Below are 25868 nucleotides of genomic sequence, written 5' to 3'. Positions count from 1 at the left end.
CCCTTCATCAGTGTCTTAAAATATGATATGATATGTAAGTAACTTTTAGTACAAATTTATATAACATAGATAGGGTTGGTTTAGTAAATACAGTTATGTTATAATATAATATTATTAGTCATTTGAAAGAAAAAAATAGCATACTGGCTTGTTATTTTTTTGAATATGCTATAAGATAAATTCACGAGGAGATGTAATAATGCCGCAACATTCATTATCAAGAACGGAGCTTCTTATAGGTAAAGAAGCATTAGAGAAATTGAAAAGCAGTAAAGTAGTAGTCTTTGGTATAGGTGGTGTAGGTAGTTATACCGTAGAAGCCTTAGTACGAAGCGGAGTTGGGAAAATAGTTCTTGTAGATGATGATACAATTTGCCTTACAAATTTGAATAGGCAGATTCATGCAACTTTTGGCACTATAAGTAAACCAAAAGTTCAAGTTATGAAGGAAAGAATTTTAAGCATTAATCCTAAGTGTGAAGTTATACTTCATCAGACTTATGTAAAAGAGGATAATATAGATGAAATAATTGGGGAAGATGCAGATTACGTTGTGGATGCTATTGATACTGTAACTTCAAAATTAGCATTAATAATGTGGTGCAGAGATCATAAAGTTAAAATTATTAGTTGTATGGGAACAGGTAATAAACTTGACCCAACACAATTTAAGATTTCAGATATTTACAAGACAAAAGTTTGTCCATTGTCAAAAGTCATGAGACATGAACTTAGAAAGAGAGGGGTAGAGTCTCTAAAAGTGCTTTATTCCGAAGAAATGCCTTTAAAACCAAAATCTGATGAGGTTATTACATGTAAAGAAGGCTGCGTCTGTACTGGAGGAAGTAAGAAGTGCCTTGCTAAAAGGCAAATTCCAGGAAGTATTTCCTTTGTTCCACCAGTTGCGGGGATGATAATCGGTGGAGAAGTTATTAAAGACATAATTAGGGTGCAATAAAGATAAAAGTAAAAAAAATAGCTTTCTATTAGAAATATTAATTCTAATAGAAAGCTATTTTTAAAGATGCCTTATATTACTAAAGTGACTTTCTGCCAGCCGGGTGGTTTTTCAGTTTTCCATCAATGGTTAAGCCACCTTTTTTCTCATCTATTCTTACGATAGTAATAACTCTTTCGCTACCAAGTTCAAAGGGTATTCTGTGTACTTTTTTTATTAAATCAAATACTTCATCATATTCACCTTCAACAGTAGTGCTCATAGCACCAATTTCGTATTTTAAGCCACTATCTTTAATATAATCTATTGCTGCATCAACTTGTTTATACAGTTCTTCTTCAGAAACTGCTGGAACTAAAGGCATAACAGCTATGTCTGCAATTACCATTTGTAACATCTCCTCTGTAAGCAAATTATCATATAAAAATCACTGCTAATTGACAACTAATTATGTTAGAGCTCTTTCGCCGGTGAGTGCCTTTGAAAGTATCTTCATTGGTAGTAGACCAATTATAATAACACATATAGCACCTTCTGCAAGCATAAGTGAACCATTTACTGAAAGAGAATAAATTATAGGTGAAGTTCCTTTTGGAGCAAAACTCCCAAAAAACAAAACTCCAGATATAAAATGACATATAAATTTAACAAATAATGCTACTACGCTTCCTAGTATTTTTTGATTTCTAAAGTATCCAGCAAGGCCTAGTGCCATAGAAGGAAGAGGATAATCAAATAAAAGCTGTGTTGGATAAAGTATATATGGATCTATTATTAAGGTTAACATTCCGTGTAAAAATCCAGCCAGTATTCCAACTTCTGGTCCATAAATAAAGGCTATTAAAAGTATTGGTACAAGACTTCCAAAGGTTACACCGCCACCTTGGGGAAAATGGTATATCCTAAATATTTGAAGCACAGCAGAAAGCGCCAAAGCGATACCAATCTGAGTTATCATTTTAGTATTTAGTTTAACCTTTCTAATTTTCACAAATCCCAAAACAAGAAGTAATAAACCTACTAAAGTTATAACGGATGATGGATGATGTGATATTTCAGTTACATTTGTTAAAAATGATGGAACTAGGTTTTTAATAAAAGAAAACATATAAAAAGACCTCCTGTATTTTAACTAGGAGACCTAAAGGATCAATGAGAAAGCTTTATTTAAAATAAAAAACTGTAATTTGTAATTACAGCAGATATATAAACTGCTTCCCTACGCTAGAATTATCTAGATCAGGTTAAAGGGTTAATGCAAAAACATCTCTCAGCCTTAAGGCACCCCTAGCTAATTTGTTATTATTTTGTATAATAAAATTATAATACAATAAAACTTATCATGCAAGTTTTAGTTTGGATCTTTTACATTTTGTTATTAATGAAAGGTTCAGCATGAATCAATGTATTAGAATTACTGAAAAGTTTATTAATTTCAACCTCCACGCAAGTGCATACATCATGAACTTCTATTAATGATTTATTAGAATCGAATAATAGATGTATATTAATCTCACAGGTTTCACCACTTTTTCTTGTTCTAAGTTTATGAAAGGACTTTATTTCGGGATGATTTTTTAAAATATCTATGATTTTTTCCAGATCTATTCGTGAAAGGCTACTATCAACAAGATCTTTCACTGAATTTTTTATAAGAGTAACTGAAGTTCTAATAATAAGTAGTGCTACAAAAATGGCGGATAGGGAATCAAAAAATGAAAGACTTGTAATCTTTACAAGTGCTAAACCTATTAGTACACCCAAAGAAGTAGCAGAATCTGTAAGTAAATGCAGACCATCTGCTTTTAATGATATTGACTTTGTTTTTATTGAAGTACGCAGTATATTTATAGATACCATAAAGTTTAAAAAACAGGATAAAGCCATTACTAGCATACCTGAATATAAATATTTAATATTGTGCTGCAAAATAAGATTACTAAAAGCTTCATACATAATTATGACTCCAGTAACTAAAATAAGTATGGCTTCAAAAAAGCCAGATACATTTTCATATTTTCCGTGCCCAAAAGGATGCTCAGCATCTTCCTTTTTATTAGATTTTTTTATTGAAAGAAAGGAAATAACACTGGCTATTAAGTCAATTGAAGAGTGTATCCCCTCAGATATTACACTTACAGAATTAATGCAAATGCCAGTAAATAACTTAAATAATATTAAAATTGAGTTTGAAATTATAGACAGAAGTGCTGCTTGCTGTTTTTTCATATCTATCTCCTGGATTAAATTAATAAATTACAAAAAATTACTATATTATACTATGCTCACTATTGATAAATTGTAAACAATTTTATAGAAAATACTTAAAATATAGTTTTATATATGTAGCTGTGATAAACTAATAGATATATAAGTGATTTATTTAATAATATAATGGGAAAAATAGCAGTGTATAATAAATAAAACGTGGTGATTAATATTGAAAAGAACTAATAGAAGAATGGCAAATATTATCTTGTTAATTTTTGCTATAGTATTTTTATTTTCCTATGCTTTTAAGGATAATTTTATCGGTGGATTAATTTCAGGTTGTAGTGCTGCAGCTCTAATTGGAGGTCTTGCTGATTGGTTTGGAATTACAGCTATATTTAAAAAGCCGATGAATATAAACTGGCCAAGTGTAATTTTTCGAACGAATATTATAAATAGAAACAGAGATAGAATTATAGATACAATGGTAGATGCTGTTGAGAATGACTTGCTGAATAAAGATAAGCTAAAAGCTAAATTTGCAAGTTATAAATTATCTGTGGTCTTAATTATTTTCCTTAAATCAAAAATCGGTGATAAGCTTTTAGACAAAGTAATAGATGAATTTACTAGCATGGCTTTGGTGGAGAAGGAGAAAATAGGAACGCTTTCATATGAAGTTATATTAGGTGTATTGCACGAAATTAACCTAAATGATTTTTTATATGAAGGTTTACAGTGGACACTAGTTAATGGATACCAAGATAAAGCTATAGACAAAATCATACCAGTGATACTAAAAAATGTTCAGAGCGAAGATAGCTTTAACTTAGTGCAAAAGATTTACCATGATTCCATGAAGAGTTATGAAAAAAACAGCACAGGAAGAAAACTAGTAAATAAATTTCTTTTGGGAAATGTACTAGGTATATCCAGTGATAAAGCCGCAAAGATAATACAGGATAAATTAATAATTCTTTTAAATCATATGTTAATTAAAGATGACAAGAACAGAATAGCTATTAAAAATATCATGAATCAGTATATTAAAAAATTAAAATATGATCAAGTTTTAATTAATAAAATACAAGATTTTAAAAATAAATGGTTACTGGAAAATCATGGATTAAAGGAAAGTATAAAAGATATTACGGTGAATTATATTGAAAATAATGTTAATAGACCTTATGAACTTTTCAAAAATCTTAAATTTGAAAAACGTAAAATATTATATAATTTACTAAGGGAAGAAGAAAAAATGCAAAAGATGGATGAAACCATCAAGGAGCTCATATTCAAGGCAATTGACGAAAAGCATGGAGAGATAGGAAAACTTGTTAAGAAAAATTTAGATAAGTACAATAATGATGAAATAACAAATCTGCTTAAAGAAAAGGTGGAAGATGATTTACAGATTATAAGAATAAACGGTTCTGTTGTTGGTGGGGTAGTTGGTATAATTACTTACTTATTAACATTTTGGATAAGATAGGATGGTTTTTATGAATTATAAAAATAAAGCAAATATTACATTACTATTTGTGTTTATAACATTTATAGTGATTTCAATTTTAAAATATATTTATGGAGATTTAATTCTAATAAACTTCCTATTTATGGTGTCTGAGGCTTCACTGGTAGGTGGCGCTGCGGATTGGTTTGCAATCACTGCTATATTTAGAAAACCGTTAGGTATATCGTTTCATACTGCAATTATACCTAGAAATAGGGAGAAAATAATACAGGGTATAACTTCGGCAGTAGAAAATCAACTTCTTACTAAAGAGATTATAGAAGAAAAAATTTCTCAACTTGATTTATCAAAAGTAGTCTTAGGCATATTAGAAGAAAATGAAACGACAATGTTAAACTATTTGGAAAAATATTTAAATGAATATTTCTCTAGTGGTGGAAAAGATAAACTAGTGGAAATAAGTGAAAAAATAAAAAATGAGCAGCTAAAATCGTATAGTCTCACAAATCTTCTTAACTTATTTTCTAAGAAAGTATATAGCTCAGGATATGATGAGAAAATAATTGATAATATTATTCAGCAGATTATAATATTATGTAGAAATGAAAAATTCGAAGCATTAGTTTATAAGGTACTTATGGATTTAAAAGAAGAAAAATGTGATAACTTTTTATCAAAATTAAGTTTTGATTTTTTAGAAAAAACAGATAATGTGAATTTAAGAAATGCTGCTACAAATTTCAAGCAAGGGATAATAGATGAACTTTTTAAAATGAATAATAGTGATAATAGCTTTAGAGAAATCATAAAAAAAGAGATTTTCCAAATGTTTCTTAGCATAGAGCAGCATAGAGAAAAAATAGAATTTACTAAAGAAAAATTTATAGATTCAATTGATATAAATAAGATTGTAGACAAAATCACTAAAAGTGATAATAAATCATCACTTTTAACAAAATTTATAGTTAAAAACATACAGATTTATTTTCATAAAATTTCAAAAAATCATGAATTTAATTTAGGCTTAGATAATGTTATAAAATATGCATTGATAAAGTTTACAGAAAGAAATTTTAGATTCATTGGTTCATTAGTAAGTGAAACCTTAAATGAGTATGATGATAAAAAACTCAATGCATTTGTAGAGGACAAATTTGGGGAAGACCTTCAATGGATAAGAATTAATGGATCTGTAGTTGGAGGTCTAATAGGTGGAATTCTATTTATATTTTTAAAAGTACTTTATGATCCTTTTATAGTACCCATAATCAGGAGGATAATTTAGAAAAAAGTATACAATTTTCAGGCGAATATTTAAATATATAAGTGAGTCACACAAAATATATTGGCATAATATATAGTAAGAATACAAGTAAAAAAGCAAATATTATTAATATAAATAACTTTGGGAGGAGTGTTAGTTTTTGCAGGAAGAAAAATGTATAGTTTGTGGAAAAGTAGGAGAAAAACATCATATAATATTTAAAAGAGATGGTGGTCTTGATTTTTGCTTAAATTATGTATATCTTTGTGCTGAGCATCATAGAGGCAAGCATAGTCCACACAGAGATATGAAGGTAAATATAGCATATAAACTAAAATTTCAAAAAGAGATATTCAAAATTTTAGTGAAAAAATATTATTTTATGGATGAATTAATTAAGCTTTTACTTTTAAACCCATCTCAAGCTAGAACTATATGCAAAAAATTCAAGCTATACAAAGAAGGTTATAAAAAAGAAGATATAATCAAAAGACTTATGGGTGGCAAGCTATACTATGAATTTATGATTGATAAAGATTATGATGAATCTTGGAATATCGTAGACGATTTTATTGAAAATCCTGTATATAAATTCTATGAAAAAAATAAACTAGCGTAAAACTAAATTTTCTTATTTAAACGTCCTGAACATGGAATAAAATCTATGTTTGGGACGTTTTTCATAAACCTTATTAAGCCATAATTTGAATAAAAAACATAGTAATTATTAATTAAAATTGGGGAAAATATTTTGGAAAGGGGAATTGATATGAATAATAAACTAACTAATACTAATAATAATAAAGGCGAAGATGGCAAATTTACAAAGAAAAATATTAAACATAGTCCTCAAGATGAAAGCACTAGAGCCATTTTTGGAGCAAAAGATAATGAAAAAAAATCTCGATAAAATTTTGAAAGGAGTTTTTTTATGATGATTAAAGAAGGTTTAGTTCCAACGGCACTTGGTACAATAGTTACAGCTGCAGGAGCAACATTAATTGCAAGGAAAATGTCACCAGCAGTATCTGCTGGCATATTAGGATTTGGTTTGGCGCACATTGTGCTTGGATCTATTGACTTAGTAGAACATAAGCATAAAGGATTATTTGGTTAAGAGGTGATTTACTAAATGGAAGAAAACACAAATATTAAGCATAAAAGAGAAGATACGGGGAATGAACCTAAAAAATGGTCTACTGATCCTACTAGTGAAAAGTATCACTCCAGAAGTGCAAAATTCAAAGCCGAAAACAAGAAAAAATAAAAAACTTTAATATGGAGGCAAGTAGGTTAGTGAGAATAAGCCAACTTGCCTCCATAGTTTATTTGTTTTTGTATTCACTCGGAAACCTCCAAAAACAATACCAATCTCCATATATGGTATTGTTTTTGTATTTTATAAATAAAAAGATGAAAGCATTTATGCTTTCATCTTTTTATGCAAATACTACTTTCCACTTATTTTCTTTTCATAGTCTTCAACAATCTTTTTAGTCATTTGACCACCAACGGAGCCATTTTGTTTTGAAGTAAGGTTTCCATTATAACCTTCTTTTAATGGAGTTCCAACTTCTTGAGCTGCTTCCATTTTAAATTTGTTTAAAGCTTCTTTTGCTTCTGGAACTAAAACTCTATTTCCTCTACTAGCCAAGTTAATTACCTCCTTATAATTTTATCCTTTTTTTATCATTCTTAAGTTTATAACTAACAATAGATAAAAAGGATCAGTTCAACTAACGGCAAGACTTGGTCTAAAGCCTTATCTCAAAGTAAGTTGCACTTTATGATAATATATTGTGTTAAAATAAAAAATATATGTTAGGGAAACAGTTGATAAATTACAAAATTAATGTAATAATAAGAGCAATATAAGGCAGAAAGGAAAAATCACATGATATTTTTTGGACATGTTGGACCTACAACTTTAATACTTAAAGCTTACGATAAACTCACTGAGAAAAAAAATGGGACTCCAATTGATTATAGATTTGTTGTAATTGGTTCTGTTCTACCGGATTTAATTGACAAACCTATTGGCGATGTATTTTTTAGAAAAGAATTTCAAAATACTAGGCTTTTTGCTCATTCACTTTTATTTTCAGGGATTTTATTGTTAATCGGTTTATATTTAATGATAAAAAATAAAAATAGAGCTAATAATTTTTTTGTTTTAGGTATATGTAGCCTTATCCATCAGATTCTTGATAGTATGTGGCTATATGCTAGGACTTTTTACTGGCCATTTCTTGGATGGAAGTTTCCAACTAGACCAGAGGGCAAGTGGCTTATGGAGGGCTTCCAAAGACTACTAACAGATCCTACTTACTATGTAACTGAAATTCTTGGACTTGTTATTGTAATTTATTTTGTGGCGAAGCTAATTAAAAATAAAAAATTAAAACAATTTTTGAGAACTGGCATTCTATAAAATATAACATTAAGATTAATATATACATAAGTTGGTTAAAATACTAAAGGGAATTAAATATTTAATATAATATTGATTCCTAAAAGTATACAGGAGGTGTTTGTTTACGTCTGAATTTCATAGAGAAGTTTCTGAAATTGATATTCTTAGAGATCGGCTTGAGAGTCTAATAAAAGAAAAACACGGGAATTTATTAGATTCCGAAGTTGTAAATGTAAGTAAAGAGCTTAATGCAGCATTAAACAGATACGAAAGTTTGCAAAATAAAAACCACTAAAGATTATTAACAGGTGATTGTGAGAGTGCTATATGGACAAAATAATATGTTTAATTGGAGAGTCTGGTTCTGGAAAATCAAGCGTAGCAAAAATTTTGGAACAAGATGGATATAATTATATTAAAAGTTATACAACTAGAGCTAAGAGAAACAAAACAGAAGATGGGCATATATTTTCAAATGAAAGCTCCTTTAGTAAATTTAAAAAAGAGGAGCTTATTGCCTATGTCGAGTTTGATAAATGTAGATATTGGAGCACTAGGGAACAATTCATGGGTAAGGGTAGTTCCATTTACATAATAGAACCTTGTGGAGCTATAGAACTTAAAAATAGTATTAAGGATTGTGAAGTATTATTGATCTATTTAAAAGTAGATAAAAATGAAAGATATAAAAGAATGAAAAAGGACAGAGGTGAAGAAATAGCTGAAAGAAGGATGCAACACGAATCTCATACAGGAATTTTTAATAGCATTAAATGTGATTATGTTGTTGACGCAAATAGAGACATGCTTCAAGTTATTTGTGACATAAAGGAAATAATCACAAGGAATAATGGATAAGATAAAAATTGGCGTTAATAGTGACAAGGCAAAAAAAAGTTTTTAACTTGTCATTTGAAACTTCTTTATTTAGTAACAATAAAGGCTGTAGGTAAATATCGCCCTCCTGTACTTCCTAGAGGACCACATGGTTTATTTATAATATCTCCATCATAATACATTACTGTTGAAGAACCACCATCAAGATTTGAAGCATTAATAGCACCATATTTGATCATTATATTTTGGACTTCTCTTATGGTAGCACCTAAACTGTAAGTAGGTTGTCTGCCATCAATCTCAAGTAACAAAACCCTTCCATCCACTGTTTGTCCAATTGCGCTTCTAGGTTGAATTCCCCAGCCACCGTCGCCTATAATAGTAGTTGCGGTTCCGTTTATAATTAGTGCAGGACCAAAAGAAACCGCATCCTTAATATTATTTTTTCTAATATCGGCTAATGTAAAATCGCCAGTAATAAGCCTATTATTATAGTCAAAGCCAACAATGTTAAATGATTGCATACCATCATTGTATAAAACTTTTCCATTTTTAACTACAATGCCTGTTGGAATTCCGCCATTACCTTCTCCATTATAATCTTGAAATCCACTGGCGGTAATTGCGGCTTCTGCATTATATTTTTTTGCAAGTACGGATAACTTGAGTCCAGAATGATTTTTACCAAATTCATTAATTAAGGCTAATTGAATTCTAGCAGGGTTGTCTACTATCATAAGTTTCCCAATATAATTGGTATCTTTAATGTTTATTATTGATATATTATTAGAATTGCTGTAAACGGTATCTGTGCTGGTAGTGTTACTAGCTTCACTCACAACGCTTTCGGGTGGGTCATGATTTATTATTTTGATTTTACTTATATCTGTTTTAGCACTTGTAGGTACCACTTTATTTTCATTTAAAATTTTATCTATTTCGGTCTTTGATATAAACATTGTTGCTAACCACTGGTGCTTAAAAGTGCTCATAGCAGTAGTAACCCACAAGGTTCTCAAGTTTGTGAATGGGTTAAAATTACAATAAAAAACTAATAACATGAATATAGAAAACAACAAGGAAATTGAAATTATAAACTTTATCATGAATCTTATTACTTTTTTTATTATCTTTAGCTCCATATATTTACCTCTCTTTTATTTTATATTTTACATTAAAATACACTATATGAGAAGTAGATATTAAAATTGTTCACACCTATAGTTAAATATGGTTTTAAATTATAAAATCAATATAGATTCACTTAATCCATTTATCGATTTTTGATGTTAAATAATTTAAATCCACTGGCTTTGATATATAATCATCCATACCTGCAGAAATGAAATTTTCTTTATCGCTTGATAATGCATAGGCAGTCATAGCAATAATAGGCGTATGTCTTTTGGATAATAATTCTTTTTCTCTTATTATTAATGTTGCAGTATGCCCGTCCATGATGGGCATATTGATATCCATAATTATCAGGTTGAATGGGAATTTATCATATAATTCAATTGCTGCTTTACCATTTTCAGCGATTAGAACATTTAGATGCTTTTTCTTAAGAACTATTTCCACTATTCTTTGATTTATTTTTTCATCCTCAACTAATAGCACAGTTTTATTATAATCAGACTTGATTCTAGAACTATCCTTTACAAGGTAGTTGTTATTTACCATAGATCCAATTTTTTTAAGATTAACAGTGAAATAGAATGTAGTACCAACATTCTCAGCACTTTCTAACCATATAGTTCCGCCCATTAAATGTACTAGACTCTTAGATATAGCGAGGCCTAAACCAGCACCTTGATACTGCTTAGTGTAGGTGATATCTAGTTGGTTAAATCTTTCAAATAATAAGTTCTGTTTCTCCTTAGCTATCCCTATTCCAGTATCTTTAATTGCAAATTTTACTTTTATAAAATTTGCATCCAAATGGTATGGTAAAACCTTTATTGTTATGTTACCAATTTTCGTAAATTTAACTGAATTTCCAATTACGTTTGATAATACCTGCCTTAGTCTGGCTTCATCACCACTCAAAATAGCCGGTATATTTTTATCTATTTCAACGGTTAGTGCTATATTTTTTTGATTTGCACTAATTTGAAATAAAGTTGTAACCTCATTAACAATATCTTTGATTTTAAATGGTTTAGATTCTATTACGATTTTACCTGCTTCAATTCTAGAAAGATCTAAAACATCGTTAATTATTGTAAGTAGTACTTTAGTCGATTTCATTACCAGGCTTAAATATTCCCTTGGCTCTTCATCTAAATCAGTCATTAAAGCTAATTGGATCATTCCCATTATCCCATTCATAGGGGTTCTAATTTCATGACTCATGTTTGCAAGGAATTGACTTTTGGCAATATTTGCTTGCTCAGCCTGGAGTTTTGACTTGGTTAGCTCCTCTTGAATTTCAATACGTTCAAAAATTTCATTTTTTAGTTCACTATTAGCTTGTTGTAATTTCACATTAAGTTTATCAGTTTGTTTTTTAGAGTCTACTGCTGATTTTTCAGCCTTAATATTTTCAGTTTTATCAAGTCCCATAGATATAAAGCCCATAATATTCCCTTTTTCATCGTGAAGCATTGAGCTATGCCATTCACAGAATAATATGCGACCATCCTTTGTTAGATTTTCATTGCTTGTAATGCGTTGTATTCCATTATTAATTAGGGTTTGTGCCATATCACTTATTGAAGGTGAAGGAATAATTTCCTTTGGCACAAGAAAATCCATTAATTTTTTTCCAATTACCTCTTCTTTGGACCATACAAAAAGTTCTTCCGCCCTTTTGTTCCAATCTATAAACTTAAAATCTTTATCCCAAATACCAAAAGCAAGTGGAGAGTTTTCATATACACTACGATAAAATTCTTCACTTTTTTGAAGTGCCTTCTCTATTTTCATTCTTTCTAAAACTTCTTCCTCAAGGAGAGCGTTAGTTTCTTCAAGTTCTGCATTCATGTCTTGTAATTCTATGGTTCGTTTTATTACGGTATTGTCTAATTCCTCATTTAATTCTTCAAGCTCGCAGTTTGTCTCATGTAGCTGTTTAGTCCTAGAAAGAACATTATTCTCCAATTCTAAATTTAATGCTTGTATTTCATTTTCCTTTTGGCGCATAGTTTCCTTTATTATTTCAAAATAATAAGATAACTGAGCGAATTCTTTATAAATATTAGTGTCAGGAGAGATGCTGTAATCACCGGTAGAAATAAGTTCTGTTTTATGTATAAGATTTTTAAAAGTTTTTGTTATATTTAGTACACACATTGTAGATAAAACAAAACAAAATAAAAGAATCACAACTAAAGTTATGTACTGGTGAGTTTTGATATTATTCAATGAAAAAAAATCTCCGTTACTAGATATAGAAATATATCCGAGAATTAAAGCAGGTAAGATAAATATTAACATATTATTTAATAACATCTGATATTTCAAACTAAATATTTTTCTCATATAGTAGCCCCCTCTGACATCAGTTGTCTATTTAACATGGGTTCAAATAATTAATCTTATTGACAATATATGATAATTATCGTACTATTAACGAATTAAAGTGATTCTTGTTACATTATAATATTAAATGATATTATAATCAAATTTAATGTTTTAATTGTGAATTAAAAATATTAGTAAATATTTCTAAAAAAATGGTCGAAATATGTTGAATTATATAATTTTGTATAGTATTATATTGATAAGTTAGTTAGCTATAACTAACTTGGAGGTAAACAAGGTGAAATTTGATATAGTGCAGAGAAAAGAAAGTATAATTATAACAGCTATTGAGGTGTTATATGAAGTTGGAATTAATGGAATGACGATTAAAGAAATAGCTACAAGACAGAATATATCAGAGCCAGCCATTTACAGACATTTTAATGGGAAAAAAGAAATTATCAAAGAAATTTTCAGAAGATATTCTATCTACGATGAAGTAATAAAAAATACAATTGTTGATAACAAAATAGAAGGTAAAGAAGCAATAAAATATTTTTGCAAAGCTTATGCAGAATATTACCAAAATTATCCAGAAATCACCACTATAATGTTTTCTTTTGATACTTTTAAATATTTTGAGGATATTAACCAAAAAATGAAAAATATTATGGAAGATAGGTATAATTTATTATTTTCTTTTGTTTCAAAAGCTATTGAAAAGGAGGAAATTCCATTTAATAAAGGTGTTGAGGTGCTCACAGATTCAATATTTAGTATTTTATGGGGGACAACTTTTCTATGGAGAATGAAAAATTGTAGTTTTAATGTTAAACAGAGAATTATTTTGGCAGTTGATAATATAATAAAGTTTTAGAGGGAGATGAGATTTATGAAAACGGTTTTGATTACAGATGATGCAGCTTTTATGAGGATGGCATTAAAAACTATGCTTGAAAGAAATAAATTTGAAATAATTGGGGAGGCGGAAAATGGGAAGATTGCTATTGAAAAATATAAAATTTTCAAACCTGATATTGTAACATTAGATATTACTATGCCAGTAATGGATGGTATTGAGGCATTAAAGCAGATAATTGCATTTGATAAAAATGCAAAAATAATGATGATTTCAGCACTTGGGCAACAAACAATTGTAAGACAAGCTGTAATTTTAGGTGCAGTAGGGTTTGTTGTAAAACCATTTAATGAAGAAACAATAATAAAAGCTTTTAACAAATTGTAATAATTTTGTAGAAAGTAGGGGGAATCTATGTCAGAAGATGGAAGCAGCAGAGAACCAATGTTAGAAATATATCTATTTGAAGCAACGCAGCTAATGGAACAACTTGAAGAAATTAGTATTGAGTGTGAAAAAAACAAAAAAATTGGTACAGAAGCAATAAATGAAATCTTCAGGATTATGCACACTATAAAAAGCTCCTCAGCTATGATGATGTTTAATAATATATCTGTTTTAGCTCATTCTATGGAAGATTTGTTCTATTTTATAAGAGAAAACAAAGAAGCAAGTATCGATTTCGAAAATTTGTTTGATTTAGTTCTTTCTGGTATTGATTTTATAAAAGGGGAAGTTTCAAAAATTGAAAATGATGGGGAAGCTGATGGACTTAGCGAGGCATTAGTACTAAAAAGCTCTGGTCTTCTTCAGAATATGAAACAAGCAACGGGATCGGTTATAAAAAGCGATGTAGTTCAAGCAGAAGAAGATACTAAATATTACATAAGTTCCTACGAAAGCTCAAATAAAGATTTGAAACAGCAAAAATTTGTAGCAAGAATCTTTTTTGAAGATGGATGTGAAATGGAAAATGTTAGAGCCTACGCTGTAATTCATAATCTAAAAGATAACGTTTGGGAAATGTATCACATACCAGAAGACGTTATAGAAAGTGACCATAGCACAGAAGTAATTAGAAAAAGTGGTTTTTTAATAGGGTTTGCCACTGATATGAGCAGAGAAAAAGTTGAAGAACAACTAAATTCAATTATTTTTTTAAGAGAATTAGAACTTTTGGAAGTTCAGGAGTATCCACAGGAGCTTAAAGCATTAGGGGGAAAGGTTAAAAAAGAAATTATTCTAGAAGAGCCTATAGGACAGGTAGAGAAGAATAAAGATGATAATGATCATATAGCGAAAATCCCAAAGCAACAAAGCATTATAAGCGTTAACATTTCAAAATTGGATACGCTACTAGATTTAGTAGGAGAAATTGTGATTTCAGAAGCAATGGTTACAAAAAATCCGGATTTACAGGGATTGCAACTAGATAATTTCAAAAAAGCTTCAAGGCAACTTAGAAAACTTACCAATGAGTTACAGGATATTGTAATGTCCATAAGGATGATACCAGTATCTATGACTTTTCACAAGATGAATAGAATTGTGAGAGACATGAGTAAGAAGCTAAATAAAGAAATTGAACTTGAAATTATAGGGGAAGACACAGAGGTAGACAAAAACATTATTGATCATATTTCAGACCCACTTATGCATCTTGTTAGGAATTCATTAGATCATGGAATAGAAGGAAAAGATGAAAGGATGACTACTGGTAAATCTGAAATTGGTAAAATCACCTTAGAGGCAAAAAATGCTGGGGGTGATGTGTTTATAATTGTTAGCGATGATGGAAGAGGTCTTGATAAAAAAAGGATATATGAAAAAGCAAGAATTAAAGGATTAGTAACAAAAGCAGAAGATGAATTAACTGATAAAGAGATATTTTCCAATATATTACTACCGGGGTTTTCTACGAATGAAAACGTTACAGAGTATTCAGGACGTGGGGTTGGCATGGATGTAGTGAAAAAAAATATTGATAGCATAGGGGGAGCTATTTCCATTGAAAGCAAAACAGGAAAGGGGAGTAAAATATCAATTAAGATTCCATTAACTCTAGCAATAATAGATGGGCTGGAAATAGCAGTAGGAAGATCTAAATATACAATACCAATTACAAGTATTAGAGAGTCTTTCAAGCCAAAAGAGAATGATGTAATTGCTGATGCCGAAGGAAATGAAATGATAATGATAAGGGGCAGAGCCTATACAATATACAGACTTCATAAAATATTTAACATTGATACAAAAGTAACATCGTCAACAGAAGGAATAATGGTAATGGTAGAAGATAATACAAGAGCAGCATGTCTATTTGTAGATTCATTAATTGGGGAACAACAGGTAGTGGTTAAAGCTTTGCCAACATATATAAAAAAAACTAAAGGTATTGCAGGATGCACTATACTAGGTGACGGAAATATAAGTCTTATTTTAGATGTAAGTGGCATTTTAGACAGATAAAGCAAAGGAAGGGTGGTAATAAGATGGAAGAAATATTGGATGAAGTCATGGAAACTTCTGAGGATACTCAAAGGGGAAAATTTCTTACATTCTCTGTTGGCAAGGAGGCCTATGGCATTGAAATTAAGTTTGTTACAGAAATAATAGGGATACAGGATATAACGGAAGTACCTGAACTTCCTGATTATGTGAAAGGAATAATAAATCTCAGGGGAAAAATAATTCCAGTAATTGATGTAAGGCTCAGGTTTAAAAAAGAGGCAAAAGTTTATAATGATAGAACATGTATAGTTGTAATAGACATAAAGGCAACTTCTGTGGGGCTCATTGTGGATAATGTGGCTGAAGTTATTACTATAGAGGACAGCAATATTGTACCTCCACCAGATATAAAAACTGGTTTTCATAATCGCTATGTTAGGGGAATAGGAAAGGTTGGGAGCGAAATCAAGCTTCTACTTGATTGTGACAAATTGCTTAATGATGAGGAATTAGACAAAATTACTGAACTAGTATAAAAGGGGGATTATTAAATGAAATTTTATAAAAATTTAAAAATATCCACTAAGCTTTTAATTGGATTTGTTATTGTAGCTTTATTGAGTGCGGTGGTTGGCGTTGTTGCCATCGTTAATACTAATGGTATCATTACCAGAAGTAACCAAATATATAATGAAAACTTATTGCCACTTAAGCCAGCTGCACAAATTGAAATTGATTTTTTAAAGGTAAGAGTTAATCTAAGAGACATGGCTCTAGCGAAAACACCAGAAGCTAAAGTTAAATTTAGTAATAATGTTGATACCGTATTCCAAGATTTACAAGACAATGTGCAAACCTATTCTAATGGTATTTCATCTACTGCAGAAACGGCCAATTTGAAAACTATGAAAGACTCAATTACAAAGTATATTGTTGTTAAAGACCAAACTAGGACTTTAATAAATGCAGGTAATACTGATGCGGCTTTAGCTTTGATGAATGGTGAAGCAGCAGTTTTAACTAGCCAACTTGATGCAAGTATTACTAAAGCTTTTAAGTTAAATATGGATCAAGGGGATGCAAATGAAACAATTAATGATGCAGCAGGGAGTAATTCAATAATAACCATAACAATAATAATTATTATAGCTATAGTCTTATCAATAATTTTAGGGCTAGTGATTTCAAAAATAATTGTAAATCCTATAAAAAAATTAGTGAATTATGCCGATAGACTTACACTTGGAGATGTTGACGTAGAAATAGATGATATTTCAAAGGACGAAGTTGGGACTTTGATGATAGCTTTTAAAAAAATGACAGAGAACATTAAAGAGCAAGTTAATGCAGTGGAGAGTATAGCAGCCGGTGATTTGACGGTTACAGTTAATGTAAAATCAGAAAAAGATGTGCTGGGCAAAAATATAATAGGTATGGTAAAAACCATTAAAGAATTATTAGTTGAAACAAACAAACTTATAAAAGCAACACAAGATGGTAAACTTGAAACAAGAGGTAATGCTACATTATTTAATGGCGGATGGGGAGAGCTTATAGTAGGAATAAATGAAATGATAGATGCGTTTGTAATACCTATTAATGTAACTTCAGACTATGTGGATAAAATAAGTAAAGGTAAAATACCAGAAAAGATAACAGATAACTATAATGGAGACTTTAACATAATAAAAAACAATTTAAATCAATGTATTGATAGCATTAATTTATTAGTTTCAGATTCAGGTAATCTAGTTGAAGCTGCATTAGAGGGAAAACTTTCTATTAGAGCAGATGCTAGCAAGCATAATGGAGATTACAAAAAAATAGTTGAAGGAATAAATAATACATTAGATGCGGTTATAGAACCTGTTAAAGAAGCAGCGGCAGTATTAGAAGAAGTGTCAAATGGTAATCTTAAGGTACATGTTAAAGGAGATTATAAAGGAGATCATGCAGATATTAAAAATGCATTAAATGACACCATTGATTCTTTAGCTTCTTATGTAACTGAAATTTCAGAAGTTTTAGAACAAATGTCAAACTCAAATCTTGAACTATCGATCAATAATGAGTATAAAGGAGATTTTGCTCAAATTAAGGGTGCACTAAATCTTATAATTCAATCATTTAATGAAGTATTTACTGAAATTAATAATGCAGCAGATCAAGTTTCAGCAGGATCAAACCAGGTTTCAGATGGAAGTCAAGCACTATCTCAAGGAACCACTGAACAAGCAAGTTCAATCGAAGAATTAACATCTTCAATCACTGAAGTGGCAGCTCAGACAAAGCAGAATGCAGTTAATGCAAGTCAGGCAAATGAACTAGCACTTGATGCTAAACAAGGAGCAACACTTGGAAATTCTCATATGAAAGATATGCTTAAATCCATGGAGGAAATCAATGAGTCTTCATCAAATATTTCAAAAATAATCAAAGTTATTGATGATATAGCTTTTCAAACTAACATATTAGCATTAAATGCTGCAGTGGAGGCAGCAAGAGCAGGACAACATGGTAAAGGGTTTGCAGTAGTAGCAGAGGAAGTAAGAAATCTTGCAGCAAGAAGTGCAAATGCGGCTAAAGAAACTACAGATTTAATAGAAGGGTCAATTAAAAAAGTTGAGTTTGGAACAAAAATTGCAAATAATACAGCAGAATCCCTTGATCAAATAGTTGTAGGAGTAACTAAAGCAGCAACACTAGTTGGGGAAATCGCAGCTGCGTCAAATGAGCAGGCAACCGCAATATATCAAATAAATAAAGGAATAGAGCAAGTATCAGATGTGGTTCAGACAAACTCCGCAACTGCAGAGCAAAGTGCAGCAGCTAGTGAAGAACTATCAAGCCAAGCATCAATGCTTAAAAATATGGTTGGAAAATTTAAACTAAAAAGAGGTAACTATGTTTCAGCAATGAATGAAGTAGTAGGAGCTCAAAATAATGCAACTAAAAATAGATTTTCGAGTAGTGCAGAGGCTACAAAGAATAAAAACAAACCAAGAATATCATTAAGTAATAATGATTTTGGAAAATACTAAGAAAAAATTTATTAAGACCATAATGCTTAGTTTTATTAAGTATCATGGTCTAATATAAAAAGTTAAAGGTGAAAATATGATAAATATAAAGATTAGTGAATTTAAAGAACTTACTGCATATATGAAAAAAAATTATGGAATAAATCTAACAGAAAAAAAAGTCCTTATTGAAGGCAGACTTAGTAATATGATTATGGAAAAGGGATTTAGCAATTTTTCTGATTACCTAAAATTTGTATTTAAGGATACTTCTGGAAATGAAATCAGTATTCTGATAAATAAACTTACTACTAACCATACTTATTTTATGAGAGAAGCAGATCATTTTAAATACTTTAGGGATACAGTAGTTCCATATTTAGAGGAAAACTCTAAAAATAAAGATTTAAGAATTTGGAGTGCAGGTTGTTCTAGTGGTGAAGAACCATATACTTTAGCTATGATAATTAAAGATTATTTTGGAAATCAAAAGGATATGTGGAATACAAAGATACTAGCCACTGATATATCTAAAAAAGTATTAGATGAAGCAAAAAATGGAGTTTATTCTGGAGAAGCAGTAAACACTATACCTAAGTATTGGTTATTAAATTATTTTAACAAAATTGATGGTGAAAACTATGAAATTTGTGAAGAAATTAGAAACGAGATAATATACAGGGATTTTAATTTAATGACTGAAATATTCCCTTTTAAAAAAAAGTTCCATGTTATATTTTGCAGGAATGTGATGATATACTTTGAGCCAAAAACAAAGGTGGAATTAATAAATAAATTTTACGACATCACTGAACCGGGCGGATATCTTTTTATAGGTCATTCTGAATCAATAGATAAGAATGAGACTAAGTACGATTATATTATGCCTGCGGTTTATAGGAAAGGATAGTGGAATATGAGTATAACAAAAAAAGTAAGGGTATTAATTGTTGATGATTCATTACTTTTTAGGGAAACAATCGCTAGAGGTATAGCACTAGATCGTGGCATAGAAGTAGTTGGAACTGCGGCAGATGCCTTTGAAGCACGAGACAAAATAATAGAACTTGAGCCAGATGTTATGACTTTAGATGTAGAAATGCCAAAGATGAATGGAATTGAGTTCTTAAAAAGACTTATGCCTCAATATCCTATACCCGTTGTGGTAGTAAGTGCAGTAAGTGATAACGTTTTTGATGCATTAAATGCAGGAGCCGTGGACTTTGTTACAAAAATAAATTCAGTGACTGGCACTAGTAAGGAAGTTTTTATAAACGAATTAATTATAAAAGTGAAAATTGCATCCATGGCTAAGGTAGGTCAACTTAAAAAAGATATCCCAAATGAGAGACACATAAATAAAATTAATGCAAGAAAGAGTAACACAATAATTGCTATTGGTGCATCAACGGGAGGGACTCAGGCTATTCTTGAAGTAGTTAAAGGATTCCCAATAGATATGCCAGGCGTTGTTATAACACAACATATGCCACCTGTATTTACAAAAATGTATGCTGACAGATTAAACAATTTATGCCCAATGGAAGTAAAAGAAGCTAAAACGGGAGATATAGTACTTCCAGGGATAATTCTTATTGCGCCAGGTGATAAGCACATGGAGTTAACAAAGCGGGGAACAAATTATTATGTAGAATGTTCTACCGGTGCAAAGGTAAATGGTCACTGCCCTTCAGTGGATGTACTGTTTAATTCAGTGGCGGAGAGGGCAGGAAGTAATGCTATTGGAGTCATATTAACAGGAATGGGCTACGATGGAGCAAAAGGACTTATGAAAATGAAAGAAAAAGGTGCTTATACTATTGGGCAGGATGAGCAATCTAGTGTAGTTTATGGTATGCCTAAAGTTGCTTATGACATTGGTGGTGTTATGAAACAAGTGCCCTTGGCAAGCATTCCAAAATTAATTTATTCTATTCTAGAGGATAAAAAATAGCTGGGCAGAATGGAGGAGCTAATGGATGTAAAACGTTTAGAAAATTTTAGTAATCTAGCAAAAAGGCTGGATATTAGCAGTATAAAAAAGCAGGCTGAAAATTTTAATCTTAACGAACCTTATCTTAAAGCATTTGACTCTTTGAACATTTTCATAATTATATTGAATTCCTGTAGACAAGTTGTTTATGCAAATAAAACCTATTTAAAACTAATAAACATAAATAGTATATCACAAATTTTAGGCAAAACACTAGGTGAGACTTTAAGTTGTATTCATGCTTTTAAAAACCAGTGTGGATGTGGAACAGCATCTGCCTGCAAAAATTGTAGCGCAGATAATATTGTACTAAAATCAATTATAGTAAATGAAGAATTTGAAGATGAAATTTCAATAATTAGAAAAATAGATGGGTTTGATACACCACTTAACCTATTTGAAAAGGTTGCACCTATAGAAATAAATGATGAAATATTCCATCTAGTTTCTTTTATTGATGCCACGGACTCTGTTATTAGAAGAACTATGGAAAAAATATTTTTTCATGATGTAATAAATACTGCAGGGGCTTTAAAAGGAATACTTAACCTATTAAAGGATGAAATTCCTTCAACTTACGAAAATCAAATTATTCAGGTTGAAGGGCTATTTGAAGGACTCATAGATGAAATACAATCTCAAAAGCAGATTTTAGCTGCTGAAAATAATGAACTTTTTATTGCAATGGAAGATTTTAATTCTAAAGAAGTATTAATTACATTAAAAAAGCTTTATAAGGGCTATAGTAATTCAATAAATAAGATAATTAATATAGATGAAGATTCTATAAGCATAAATATGAAAAATGATATTACTTTATTAAAGAGAGTAGTAGGAAACATGATTAAAAATGCCCTTGAAGCTACAGATATAAATGGAGTGGTTACTATTGGATGTAATGAAATTAGCAATGGAAGTTTAAAATATTGGGTGAAAAATGGTAGCTACATTAGTGAAGAAGTACAAAAAAATATTTTCAAGCGTGCTTTTTCAACTAAAGCAAATATTAGGGGACTAGGTACATACAGTATGAAGCTTCTAGGTGAGAAATATCTAAAAGGTGATGTTGGCTTTACTTCAAATAAAAATGAAGGAACTTGCTTTTATATTGAAATTCCAAAAGAAAAATATAAATAAGGGTGTGATATTAATGAGAATATTAATAGCGGAAGATGATTTTGCCAGCAGATTATTTATGAAAAAATTTCTTTCTAAATATGGGGAATGTGACGTTGTTGTTGATGGTATAGAAGCAATAGATTCCTACATAAATGCAACAAATGAAGATAATGTATATGATTTGATTTGTCTTGATATTATGATGCCAAGACTCGATGGAATGAAGGCTCTTAAGTCCATTAGGGATATTGAAAAACAAAAGGGCATTGAGGGAGATGAAAAAGTTAAAATAATTATGACCACAGCATTAAACGACAAAGATACGGTATTGAGTGCATATGACGAAGGGTGTGAAGCATATGCTTGGAAGCCAATTGAAACTGAAAAATTCGTTATGGTCATGAAAAATTTAGGGCTAATAGAATAATATATGGAATAGTTGCCATATTAAAAACTCGTTTTCTAAGTATTTTAGAAGCGAGTTTTTTGACTTTTTGAGGTATGTTTTAAATAATAATTAGAATATTTTACATTGTTTATGTAAAATATATTGAATTTAGAATTAAGCTAAATTTATAATTTTCAAAGAAAATATACAATATTATAAAAAATAACACATAATATGTTGATTTGTGCAAAATTATATTGTACTATGAGTTAATGATTACTAAATTATAGGTATATTATGCGAGAATACATATCATTTTCCACTTTCTTTTCCTAAAAAACATTGAATAAGGAGGGCTGTTAATGGGTAAATTCTCTTAGCAGTTGAAAATATAAAAAAATTTTAGAGGAGATGGGACTTATGAAAAAAGTTTTGATTACAGATGATGCAGCATTTATGAGGATGTCCTTAAAAACTATGCTTGCAAAAAATGGATTTGAAATAGTCGGTGAAGCTGAAAATGGAGCTATAGCAGTTGAAAAATACAAGGTACTTAAACCGGATATTATAACACTTGATATAACAATGCCAGTAATGGACGGCTTAGAGGCATTAAAACATATTAGAGATGTGGACAAAAATGTAAAAGTTATGATGATATCTTCAATGGGACAAGAAAGTATTGTAAGAGAAGCCGTGATGACTGGTGCAACTGGATTTGTAATAAAGCCATTTAATGAGGAAACATTACTAAAGGCTTTTAATAAACTATAGTATTTTTGTAGAAAGGGTGAGAAATCTTATGTCAGATGATGGAACTACTAGAGAACCGATGTTAGAAATATATCTTTTTGAAGCAACACAGCTAATGGAGCAACTTGAAAAAATTAGCATTGAATGTGAAAAAAACAAAAAAATCGGCCCTGAAGCAATAAATGAAATCTTTAGAATTATGCATACTATTAAGAGCTCATCAGCTATGATGACATTTAACGATATTTCTGTTTTAGCACATTCAATGGAAGATTTGTTCTATTTTATTAGAGAGAACAATGAAGCTAAGATAGATTTTGAAAATTTATTTGATTTGGTACTTTCGGGAATTGACTTTATTAAAGGGGAAGTTTTAAAAATAGAGAATGATGGAAATGCTGATGGATCAAGTGAAATTTTAGTATTAAAAAGTTCAAACCTGCTTAAAAATATGAAAGAATCCAGTGAAGGCGCTGTTAAAGATATTGTATTAGAACACCATGAAGATACTCCAGAATACATAGGTTTACGTGAAAACTCAAGTGAGGAAGATAAACGTAAATATGTAGCAAGAATTTTTTATGAAGATGGATGTGAGATGGAGAACGTGAGAGCTTACGCCGTAATTCACAATCTTAAGAATATTGTAAGTGAAATTTATCACATACCTGAGGATGTTATTGAAAGTGAACATAGTACAGATGCAATTAGGAAAAATGGACTTTTAATAGGATTTAGTACAGATATAGGAAAAGAAAAGGTGGAGGAACAACTTAATGGAATTATTTTTTTAAAGGAGTTAGATTTCGCTGAGGTTAAAGAATATCCACCAGAACTTAATGTATTAAAATCTAAAAAAACAATAGTTTTAGAAGATTTAGTAGAAAATACAGAAACAATTGTAACGAGAGAACTAGCAAAGCAGCCACAAATAAATAAAGATGGAGCTGAGCATATAACAAAAAGTGCTAAGCAACAAAGTATTATAAGTGTTAACATCTCAAAATTGGACATGCTACTAGATTTGGTAGGTGAGATAGTTATTTCCGAGGCTATGGTTGCAAAAAATCCAGATTTAGAGGGATTACAACTAGACAATTTTAAAAAAGCTTCAAGGCAACTTAGAAAACTTACCAATGAACTACAGGATATTGTAATGTCCATAAGGATGATACCAGTGTCAATGACATTCCACAAGATGAATAGAATTGTTAGGGATATGAGTAAAAAACTAGATAAGGAAGTTGAACTTGTTATTATAGGTGAGGAAACAGAGGTTGATAAAAATATTATCGACCATATTTCCGATCCACTTATGCATCTTGTAAGGAATTCTTTAGATCATGGGATAGAAGAAAAAGAGGAAAGACTTGCTTCTGGTAAACCTGAAATTGGAAAAATAACATTAGAAGCAAAAAATGCTGGTGGAGATGTATTTATAATTGTTAAAGATGATGGAAAAGGATTGGACAAAAAAAGAATATATGATAAAGCTAAACTTAAAGGTTTAGTTACAAAATCTCAAGATGAATTATCGAATAAAGAAATATTCTCAAATATTTTACTACCTGGATTTTCCACAAATGATAACGTAACAGAGTATTCTGGCCGTGGAGTTGGGATGGATGTAGTGAAAAAAAATATTGATAGTATAGGGGGATCTATTTCAATTGAAAGTGAGAAAGGTAAAGGAAGCACTATATCAATTAAAATTCCGTTAACGTTAGCTATTATTGATGGACTAGAGGTGGCAGTTGGAAAATCTAAATACACAATACCAATTACAAGCATTAGAGAATCTTTTAAACCAAAAGAGAACGAGGTAATTGCTGATTCTGAGGGGAATGAAATGATAATGATACGGGGCAGAGCCTACCCAATATATAGACTTCATAAAATATTTAATATAAATACCACAGTAAAAAAAGCTACTGAAGGAATAATGGTTATGGTAGAAGATAATACAAGAGCTGCTTGTTTATTCGTAGACTCATTAATTGGGGAACAGCAGGTGGTTGTTAAAGCGCTACCAACTTATATTAAGAAAATTAAAGGAATAGCTGGATGTACAATACTTGGAGATGGTAATATCAGTCTCATTTTAGATGTAAGTGGAATTTTAAGCAGGTAAAATTAAAGAAAGGTGGTATTAAAATGGAAGAAATTTTAGATGAATTTATGGAAACTTCAGAGGATACTCAAAAAGGAAAATTTTTAGCATTTTCTGTTGGTAAGGAATCCTATGGCATTGAAATTAAGTTTGTAACAGAGATAATTGTTATACAAGAGATAACAGAAGTTCCTGAATTACCAAGCTATGTGAAGGGAATAATAAATCTTAGAGGAAAAATCATCCCAGTTATTGATGTACGGCTTAGGTTTAAAAAAGAAGCAAAGGAATATAACGATAGGACATGTATCGTTGTAATTGAAATAAAGGCAACATCTGTAGGACTTATTGTAGATAATGTTGCTGAAGTAATCAATATTGATGAAAATGATATTGTTCCTCCACCAGATATAAAAACAGGATTTCATAATCGCTATGTTAGAGGAATAGGGAAAGTGGGAAACCAAGTTAAGTTATTGCTTGATTGTGGAAAATTACTCAAGGACGAGGAACTAGAGAAAATCGGTGCTCTAGTATAAAAGGAGATTATTAA

28 protein-coding genes and 1 riboswitch are annotated in these 25868 nt (G+C 30.3%); of the genes, 22 read left to right on the top strand and 6 right to left on the bottom strand.

Annotated elements, in window-relative coordinates; all coding sequences use genetic code 11:
- Positions 1–199: 199 nt before the first annotated feature.
- Complete coding sequence (locus BR66_RS0109860) at positions 200–958, top strand: tRNA threonylcarbamoyladenosine dehydratase (RefSeq protein ID WP_026882793.1); 759 nt, start codon at positions 200–202, stop codon at positions 956–958.
- 79 nt (positions 959–1037) lie between these two features.
- On the opposite strand, the gene BR66_RS0109855 is transcribed toward BR66_RS0109860, so the two are convergent.
- The 3 genes from BR66_RS0109855 to BR66_RS0109845 all read right to left on the bottom strand — a co-directional run bounded on the left by BR66_RS0109855 (position 1038) and on the right by BR66_RS0109845 (position 3187).
- On the bottom strand, positions 1038–1346 hold the full coding sequence (locus tag BR66_RS0109855; protein ID WP_026882792.1) for an MTH1187 family thiamine-binding protein: 309 nt from the start codon (positions 1344–1346) through the stop codon (positions 1038–1040).
- Positions 1347–1406: 60 nt separating this feature from the next.
- Complete coding sequence (gene thiT / locus BR66_RS0109850) at positions 1407–2066, bottom strand: energy-coupled thiamine transporter ThiT (RefSeq protein WP_026882791.1); 660 nt, start codon at positions 2064–2066, stop codon at positions 1407–1409.
- Positions 2067–2157: 91 nt separating this feature from the next.
- A riboswitch (TPP riboswitch) is annotated at positions 2158–2257 on the bottom strand.
- A 66-nt stretch (positions 2258–2323) separates the two neighbouring features.
- Positions 2324–3187, bottom strand: a complete 864-nt coding sequence (locus BR66_RS0109845; protein ID WP_026882790.1) for a cation diffusion facilitator family transporter — start codon at positions 3185–3187, stop codon at positions 2324–2326.
- A gap of 211 nt (positions 3188–3398) precedes the next feature.
- On the opposite strand from BR66_RS0109845, the gene BR66_RS0109840 reads away from it, so the two are divergent.
- The 6 genes from BR66_RS0109840 to BR66_RS26630 all read left to right on the top strand — a co-directional run bounded on the left by BR66_RS0109840 (position 3399) and on the right by BR66_RS26630 (position 7174).
- Positions 3399–4661 carry a DUF445 family protein gene (locus BR66_RS0109840; protein ID WP_026882789.1) on the top strand — a complete coding sequence of 421 codons (1263 nt, stop codon included), beginning with the start codon at positions 3399–3401 and terminating at the stop codon, positions 4659–4661.
- 10 nt (positions 4662–4671) lie between these two features.
- On the top strand, positions 4672–5928 hold the full coding sequence (locus BR66_RS0109835) for a DUF445 family protein (RefSeq protein WP_026882788.1): 1257 nt from the start codon (positions 4672–4674) through the stop codon (positions 5926–5928).
- A 139-nt stretch (positions 5929–6067) separates the two neighbouring features.
- On the top strand, positions 6068–6526 hold the full coding sequence (locus tag BR66_RS0109830) for an HNH endonuclease signature motif containing protein (RefSeq protein WP_026882787.1): 459 nt from the start codon (positions 6068–6070) through the stop codon (positions 6524–6526).
- Positions 6527–6676: 150 nt separating this feature from the next.
- Positions 6677–6817, top strand: coding sequence for a CPC_1213 family protein (locus tag BR66_RS26135; protein WP_169738169.1), 141 nt, complete (start codon positions 6677–6679; stop codon positions 6815–6817).
- A 21-nt stretch (positions 6818–6838) separates the two neighbouring features.
- Positions 6839–7024 carry a hypothetical protein gene (locus BR66_RS0109820; protein ID WP_026882786.1) on the top strand — a complete coding sequence of 62 codons (186 nt, stop codon included), beginning with the start codon at positions 6839–6841 and terminating at the stop codon, positions 7022–7024.
- Between the two features lie 15 nt (positions 7025–7039).
- Positions 7040–7174 carry a hypothetical protein gene (locus tag BR66_RS26630; RefSeq protein ID WP_278246807.1) on the top strand — a complete coding sequence of 45 codons (135 nt, stop codon included), beginning with the start codon at positions 7040–7042 and terminating at the stop codon, positions 7172–7174.
- 183 nt (positions 7175–7357) lie between these two features.
- On the opposite strand, the gene BR66_RS0109810 is transcribed toward BR66_RS26630, so the two are convergent.
- Positions 7358–7561: an alpha/beta-type small acid-soluble spore protein gene (locus BR66_RS0109810; protein ID WP_026882785.1), complete on the bottom strand. Its 204-nt coding sequence runs from the start codon at positions 7559–7561 to the stop codon at positions 7358–7360.
- 240 nt (positions 7562–7801) lie between these two features.
- On the opposite strand from BR66_RS0109810, the gene BR66_RS0109805 reads away from it, so the two are divergent.
- The 3 genes from BR66_RS0109805 to BR66_RS0109795 all read left to right on the top strand — a co-directional run bounded on the left by BR66_RS0109805 (position 7802) and on the right by BR66_RS0109795 (position 9178).
- A complete protein-coding gene (locus BR66_RS0109805; protein ID WP_026882784.1) occupies positions 7802–8338 on the top strand; it encodes a metal-dependent hydrolase in 537 nt (178 codons plus the stop codon).
- A gap of 100 nt (positions 8339–8438) precedes the next feature.
- On the top strand, positions 8439–8615 hold the full coding sequence (locus BR66_RS25160) for an aspartyl-phosphate phosphatase Spo0E family protein (RefSeq protein ID WP_084156446.1): 177 nt from the start codon (positions 8439–8441) through the stop codon (positions 8613–8615).
- A 32-nt stretch (positions 8616–8647) separates the two neighbouring features.
- Positions 8648–9178, top strand: coding sequence for an AAA family ATPase (locus tag BR66_RS0109795; RefSeq protein WP_026882783.1), 531 nt, complete (start codon positions 8648–8650; stop codon positions 9176–9178).
- A 65-nt stretch (positions 9179–9243) separates the two neighbouring features.
- Here BR66_RS0109795 and BR66_RS0109790 read toward each other — a convergent pair whose 3' ends face one another.
- Both BR66_RS0109790 and BR66_RS23535 read right to left on the bottom strand, forming a co-directional pair.
- Positions 9244–10149 (bottom strand): phosphodiester glycosidase family protein, encoded by a 906-nt coding sequence (locus BR66_RS0109790; RefSeq protein WP_162174146.1) that lies wholly within the window; start codon positions 10147–10149, stop codon positions 9244–9246.
- Positions 10150–10417: 268 nt separating this feature from the next.
- Positions 10418–12640, bottom strand: a complete 2223-nt coding sequence (locus tag BR66_RS23535) for an ATP-binding protein (protein WP_026882781.1) — start codon at positions 12638–12640, stop codon at positions 10418–10420.
- Between the two features lie 280 nt (positions 12641–12920).
- Here BR66_RS23535 and BR66_RS0109780 point away from each other — a divergent pair, with 280 nt between their 5' ends.
- From BR66_RS0109780 to BR66_RS0109725, 12 genes are all read left to right on the top strand, one after another.
- Positions 12921–13499, top strand: coding sequence for a TetR/AcrR family transcriptional regulator (locus tag BR66_RS0109780; protein ID WP_026882780.1), 579 nt, complete (start codon positions 12921–12923; stop codon positions 13497–13499).
- A gap of 15 nt (positions 13500–13514) precedes the next feature.
- A complete protein-coding gene (locus BR66_RS0109775) occupies positions 13515–13868 on the top strand; it encodes a response regulator (protein ID WP_026882779.1) in 354 nt (117 codons plus the stop codon).
- A 27-nt stretch (positions 13869–13895) separates the two neighbouring features.
- Positions 13896–15950, top strand: coding sequence for a chemotaxis protein CheA (locus BR66_RS0109770; protein WP_026882778.1), 2055 nt, complete (start codon positions 13896–13898; stop codon positions 15948–15950).
- Between the two features lie 23 nt (positions 15951–15973).
- Positions 15974–16468, top strand: a complete 495-nt coding sequence (locus BR66_RS0109765; RefSeq protein ID WP_026882777.1) for a chemotaxis protein CheW — start codon at positions 15974–15976, stop codon at positions 16466–16468.
- Between the two features lie 15 nt (positions 16469–16483).
- Positions 16484–18973, top strand: a complete 2490-nt coding sequence (locus BR66_RS25155) for a methyl-accepting chemotaxis protein (protein ID WP_026882776.1) — start codon at positions 16484–16486, stop codon at positions 18971–18973.
- A 76-nt stretch (positions 18974–19049) separates the two neighbouring features.
- The gene (locus BR66_RS0109755; RefSeq protein WP_026882775.1) at positions 19050–19862 is read left to right on the top strand and encodes a CheR family methyltransferase; all 813 of its coding nucleotides are present in this window, start codon (positions 19050–19052) and stop codon (positions 19860–19862) included.
- 6 nt (positions 19863–19868) lie between these two features.
- Positions 19869–20906 carry a protein-glutamate methylesterase/protein-glutamine glutaminase gene (locus BR66_RS0109750; protein ID WP_026882774.1) on the top strand — a complete coding sequence of 346 codons (1038 nt, stop codon included), beginning with the start codon at positions 19869–19871 and terminating at the stop codon, positions 20904–20906.
- A 21-nt stretch (positions 20907–20927) separates the two neighbouring features.
- Positions 20928–22082: a sensor histidine kinase gene (locus BR66_RS0109745; protein ID WP_026882773.1), complete on the top strand. Its 1155-nt coding sequence runs from the start codon at positions 20928–20930 to the stop codon at positions 22080–22082.
- 13 nt (positions 22083–22095) lie between these two features.
- The gene (locus BR66_RS0109740) at positions 22096–22491 is read left to right on the top strand and encodes a response regulator (protein ID WP_026882772.1); all 396 of its coding nucleotides are present in this window, start codon (positions 22096–22098) and stop codon (positions 22489–22491) included.
- Positions 22492–22872: 381 nt separating this feature from the next.
- On the top strand, positions 22873–23226 hold the full coding sequence (locus BR66_RS0109735) for a response regulator (RefSeq protein ID WP_026882771.1): 354 nt from the start codon (positions 22873–22875) through the stop codon (positions 23224–23226).
- A gap of 28 nt (positions 23227–23254) precedes the next feature.
- Entirely contained in the window at positions 23255–25336 is a 2082-nt protein-coding gene (locus BR66_RS0109730; protein WP_026882770.1) for a chemotaxis protein CheA, read from the top strand.
- A gap of 23 nt (positions 25337–25359) precedes the next feature.
- The gene (locus BR66_RS0109725) at positions 25360–25854 is read left to right on the top strand and encodes a chemotaxis protein CheW (RefSeq protein ID WP_026882769.1); all 495 of its coding nucleotides are present in this window, start codon (positions 25360–25362) and stop codon (positions 25852–25854) included.
- The last annotated feature ends 14 nt before the right edge of the window (positions 25855–25868 follow it).

It is taken from the genome of Clostridium akagii DSM 12554 (genome assembly GCF_000686725.1).
GTDB classification, from domain to species: Bacteria; Bacillota; Clostridia; order Clostridiales; family Clostridiaceae; genus Clostridium_I; species Clostridium_I akagii.
The sequence above is the reverse complement of the archived record's forward strand: the minus strand, read 5'-3'. Positions and strand labels throughout refer to the sequence as shown.

Excerpts from the sequence above, each read along its gene's own strand:
- BR66_RS26135 (WP_169738169.1), top strand. The coding sequence starts at position 6,677 with ATGAATAATAAACTAACTAATACTAATAATAATAAAGGCGAAGATGGC.
- BR66_RS26630 (WP_278246807.1), top strand. The coding sequence starts at position 7,040 with ATGGAAGAAAACACAAATATTAAGCATAAAAGAGAAGATACGGGGAAT.
- BR66_RS0109775 (WP_026882779.1), top strand. The coding sequence starts at position 13,515 with ATGAAAACGGTTTTGATTACAGATGATGCAGCTTTTATGAGGATGGCA.
- BR66_RS0109755 (WP_026882775.1), top strand. The coding sequence starts at position 19,050 with ATGATAAATATAAAGATTAGTGAATTTAAAGAACTTACTGCATATATG.
- BR66_RS0109805 (WP_026882784.1), top strand. The coding sequence starts at position 7,802 with ATGATATTTTTTGGACATGTTGGACCTACAACTTTAATACTTAAAGCT.
- BR66_RS0109745 (WP_026882773.1), top strand. The coding sequence starts at position 20,928 with ATGGATGTAAAACGTTTAGAAAATTTTAGTAATCTAGCAAAAAGGCTG.
- BR66_RS0109790 (WP_162174146.1), bottom strand. The coding sequence starts at position 10,149 with ATGAGCACTTTTAAGCACCAGTGGTTAGCAACAATGTTTATATCAAAG.
- BR66_RS0109765 (WP_026882777.1), top strand. The coding sequence starts at position 15,974 with ATGGAAGAAATATTGGATGAAGTCATGGAAACTTCTGAGGATACTCAA.
- BR66_RS25155 (WP_026882776.1), top strand. The coding sequence starts at position 16,484 with ATGAAATTTTATAAAAATTTAAAAATATCCACTAAGCTTTTAATTGGA.
- BR66_RS0109795 (WP_026882783.1), top strand. The coding sequence starts at position 8,648 with ATGGACAAAATAATATGTTTAATTGGAGAGTCTGGTTCTGGAAAATCA.
- BR66_RS23535 (WP_026882781.1), bottom strand. The coding sequence starts at position 12,640 with ATGAGAAAAATATTTAGTTTGAAATATCAGATGTTATTAAATAATATG.
- BR66_RS0109820 (WP_026882786.1), top strand. The coding sequence starts at position 6,839 with ATGATGATTAAAGAAGGTTTAGTTCCAACGGCACTTGGTACAATAGTT.
- BR66_RS0109835 (WP_026882788.1), top strand. The coding sequence starts at position 4,672 with ATGAATTATAAAAATAAAGCAAATATTACATTACTATTTGTGTTTATA.
- BR66_RS0109860 (WP_026882793.1), top strand. The coding sequence starts at position 200 with ATGCCGCAACATTCATTATCAAGAACGGAGCTTCTTATAGGTAAAGAA.
- BR66_RS0109740 (WP_026882772.1), top strand. The coding sequence starts at position 22,096 with ATGAGAATATTAATAGCGGAAGATGATTTTGCCAGCAGATTATTTATG.
- BR66_RS0109770 (WP_026882778.1), top strand. The coding sequence starts at position 13,896 with ATGTCAGAAGATGGAAGCAGCAGAGAACCAATGTTAGAAATATATCTA.
- thiT (WP_026882791.1), bottom strand. The coding sequence starts at position 2,066 with ATGTTTTCTTTTATTAAAAACCTAGTTCCATCATTTTTAACAAATGTA.
- BR66_RS0109725 (WP_026882769.1), top strand. The coding sequence starts at position 25,360 with ATGGAAGAAATTTTAGATGAATTTATGGAAACTTCAGAGGATACTCAA.
- BR66_RS0109735 (WP_026882771.1), top strand. The coding sequence starts at position 22,873 with ATGAAAAAAGTTTTGATTACAGATGATGCAGCATTTATGAGGATGTCC.
- BR66_RS0109845 (WP_026882790.1), bottom strand. The coding sequence starts at position 3,187 with ATGAAAAAACAGCAAGCAGCACTTCTGTCTATAATTTCAAACTCAATT.
- BR66_RS0109750 (WP_026882774.1), top strand. The coding sequence starts at position 19,869 with ATGAGTATAACAAAAAAAGTAAGGGTATTAATTGTTGATGATTCATTA.
- BR66_RS0109730 (WP_026882770.1), top strand. The coding sequence starts at position 23,255 with ATGTCAGATGATGGAACTACTAGAGAACCGATGTTAGAAATATATCTT.
- BR66_RS0109855 (WP_026882792.1), bottom strand. The coding sequence starts at position 1,346 with ATGGTAATTGCAGACATAGCTGTTATGCCTTTAGTTCCAGCAGTTTCT.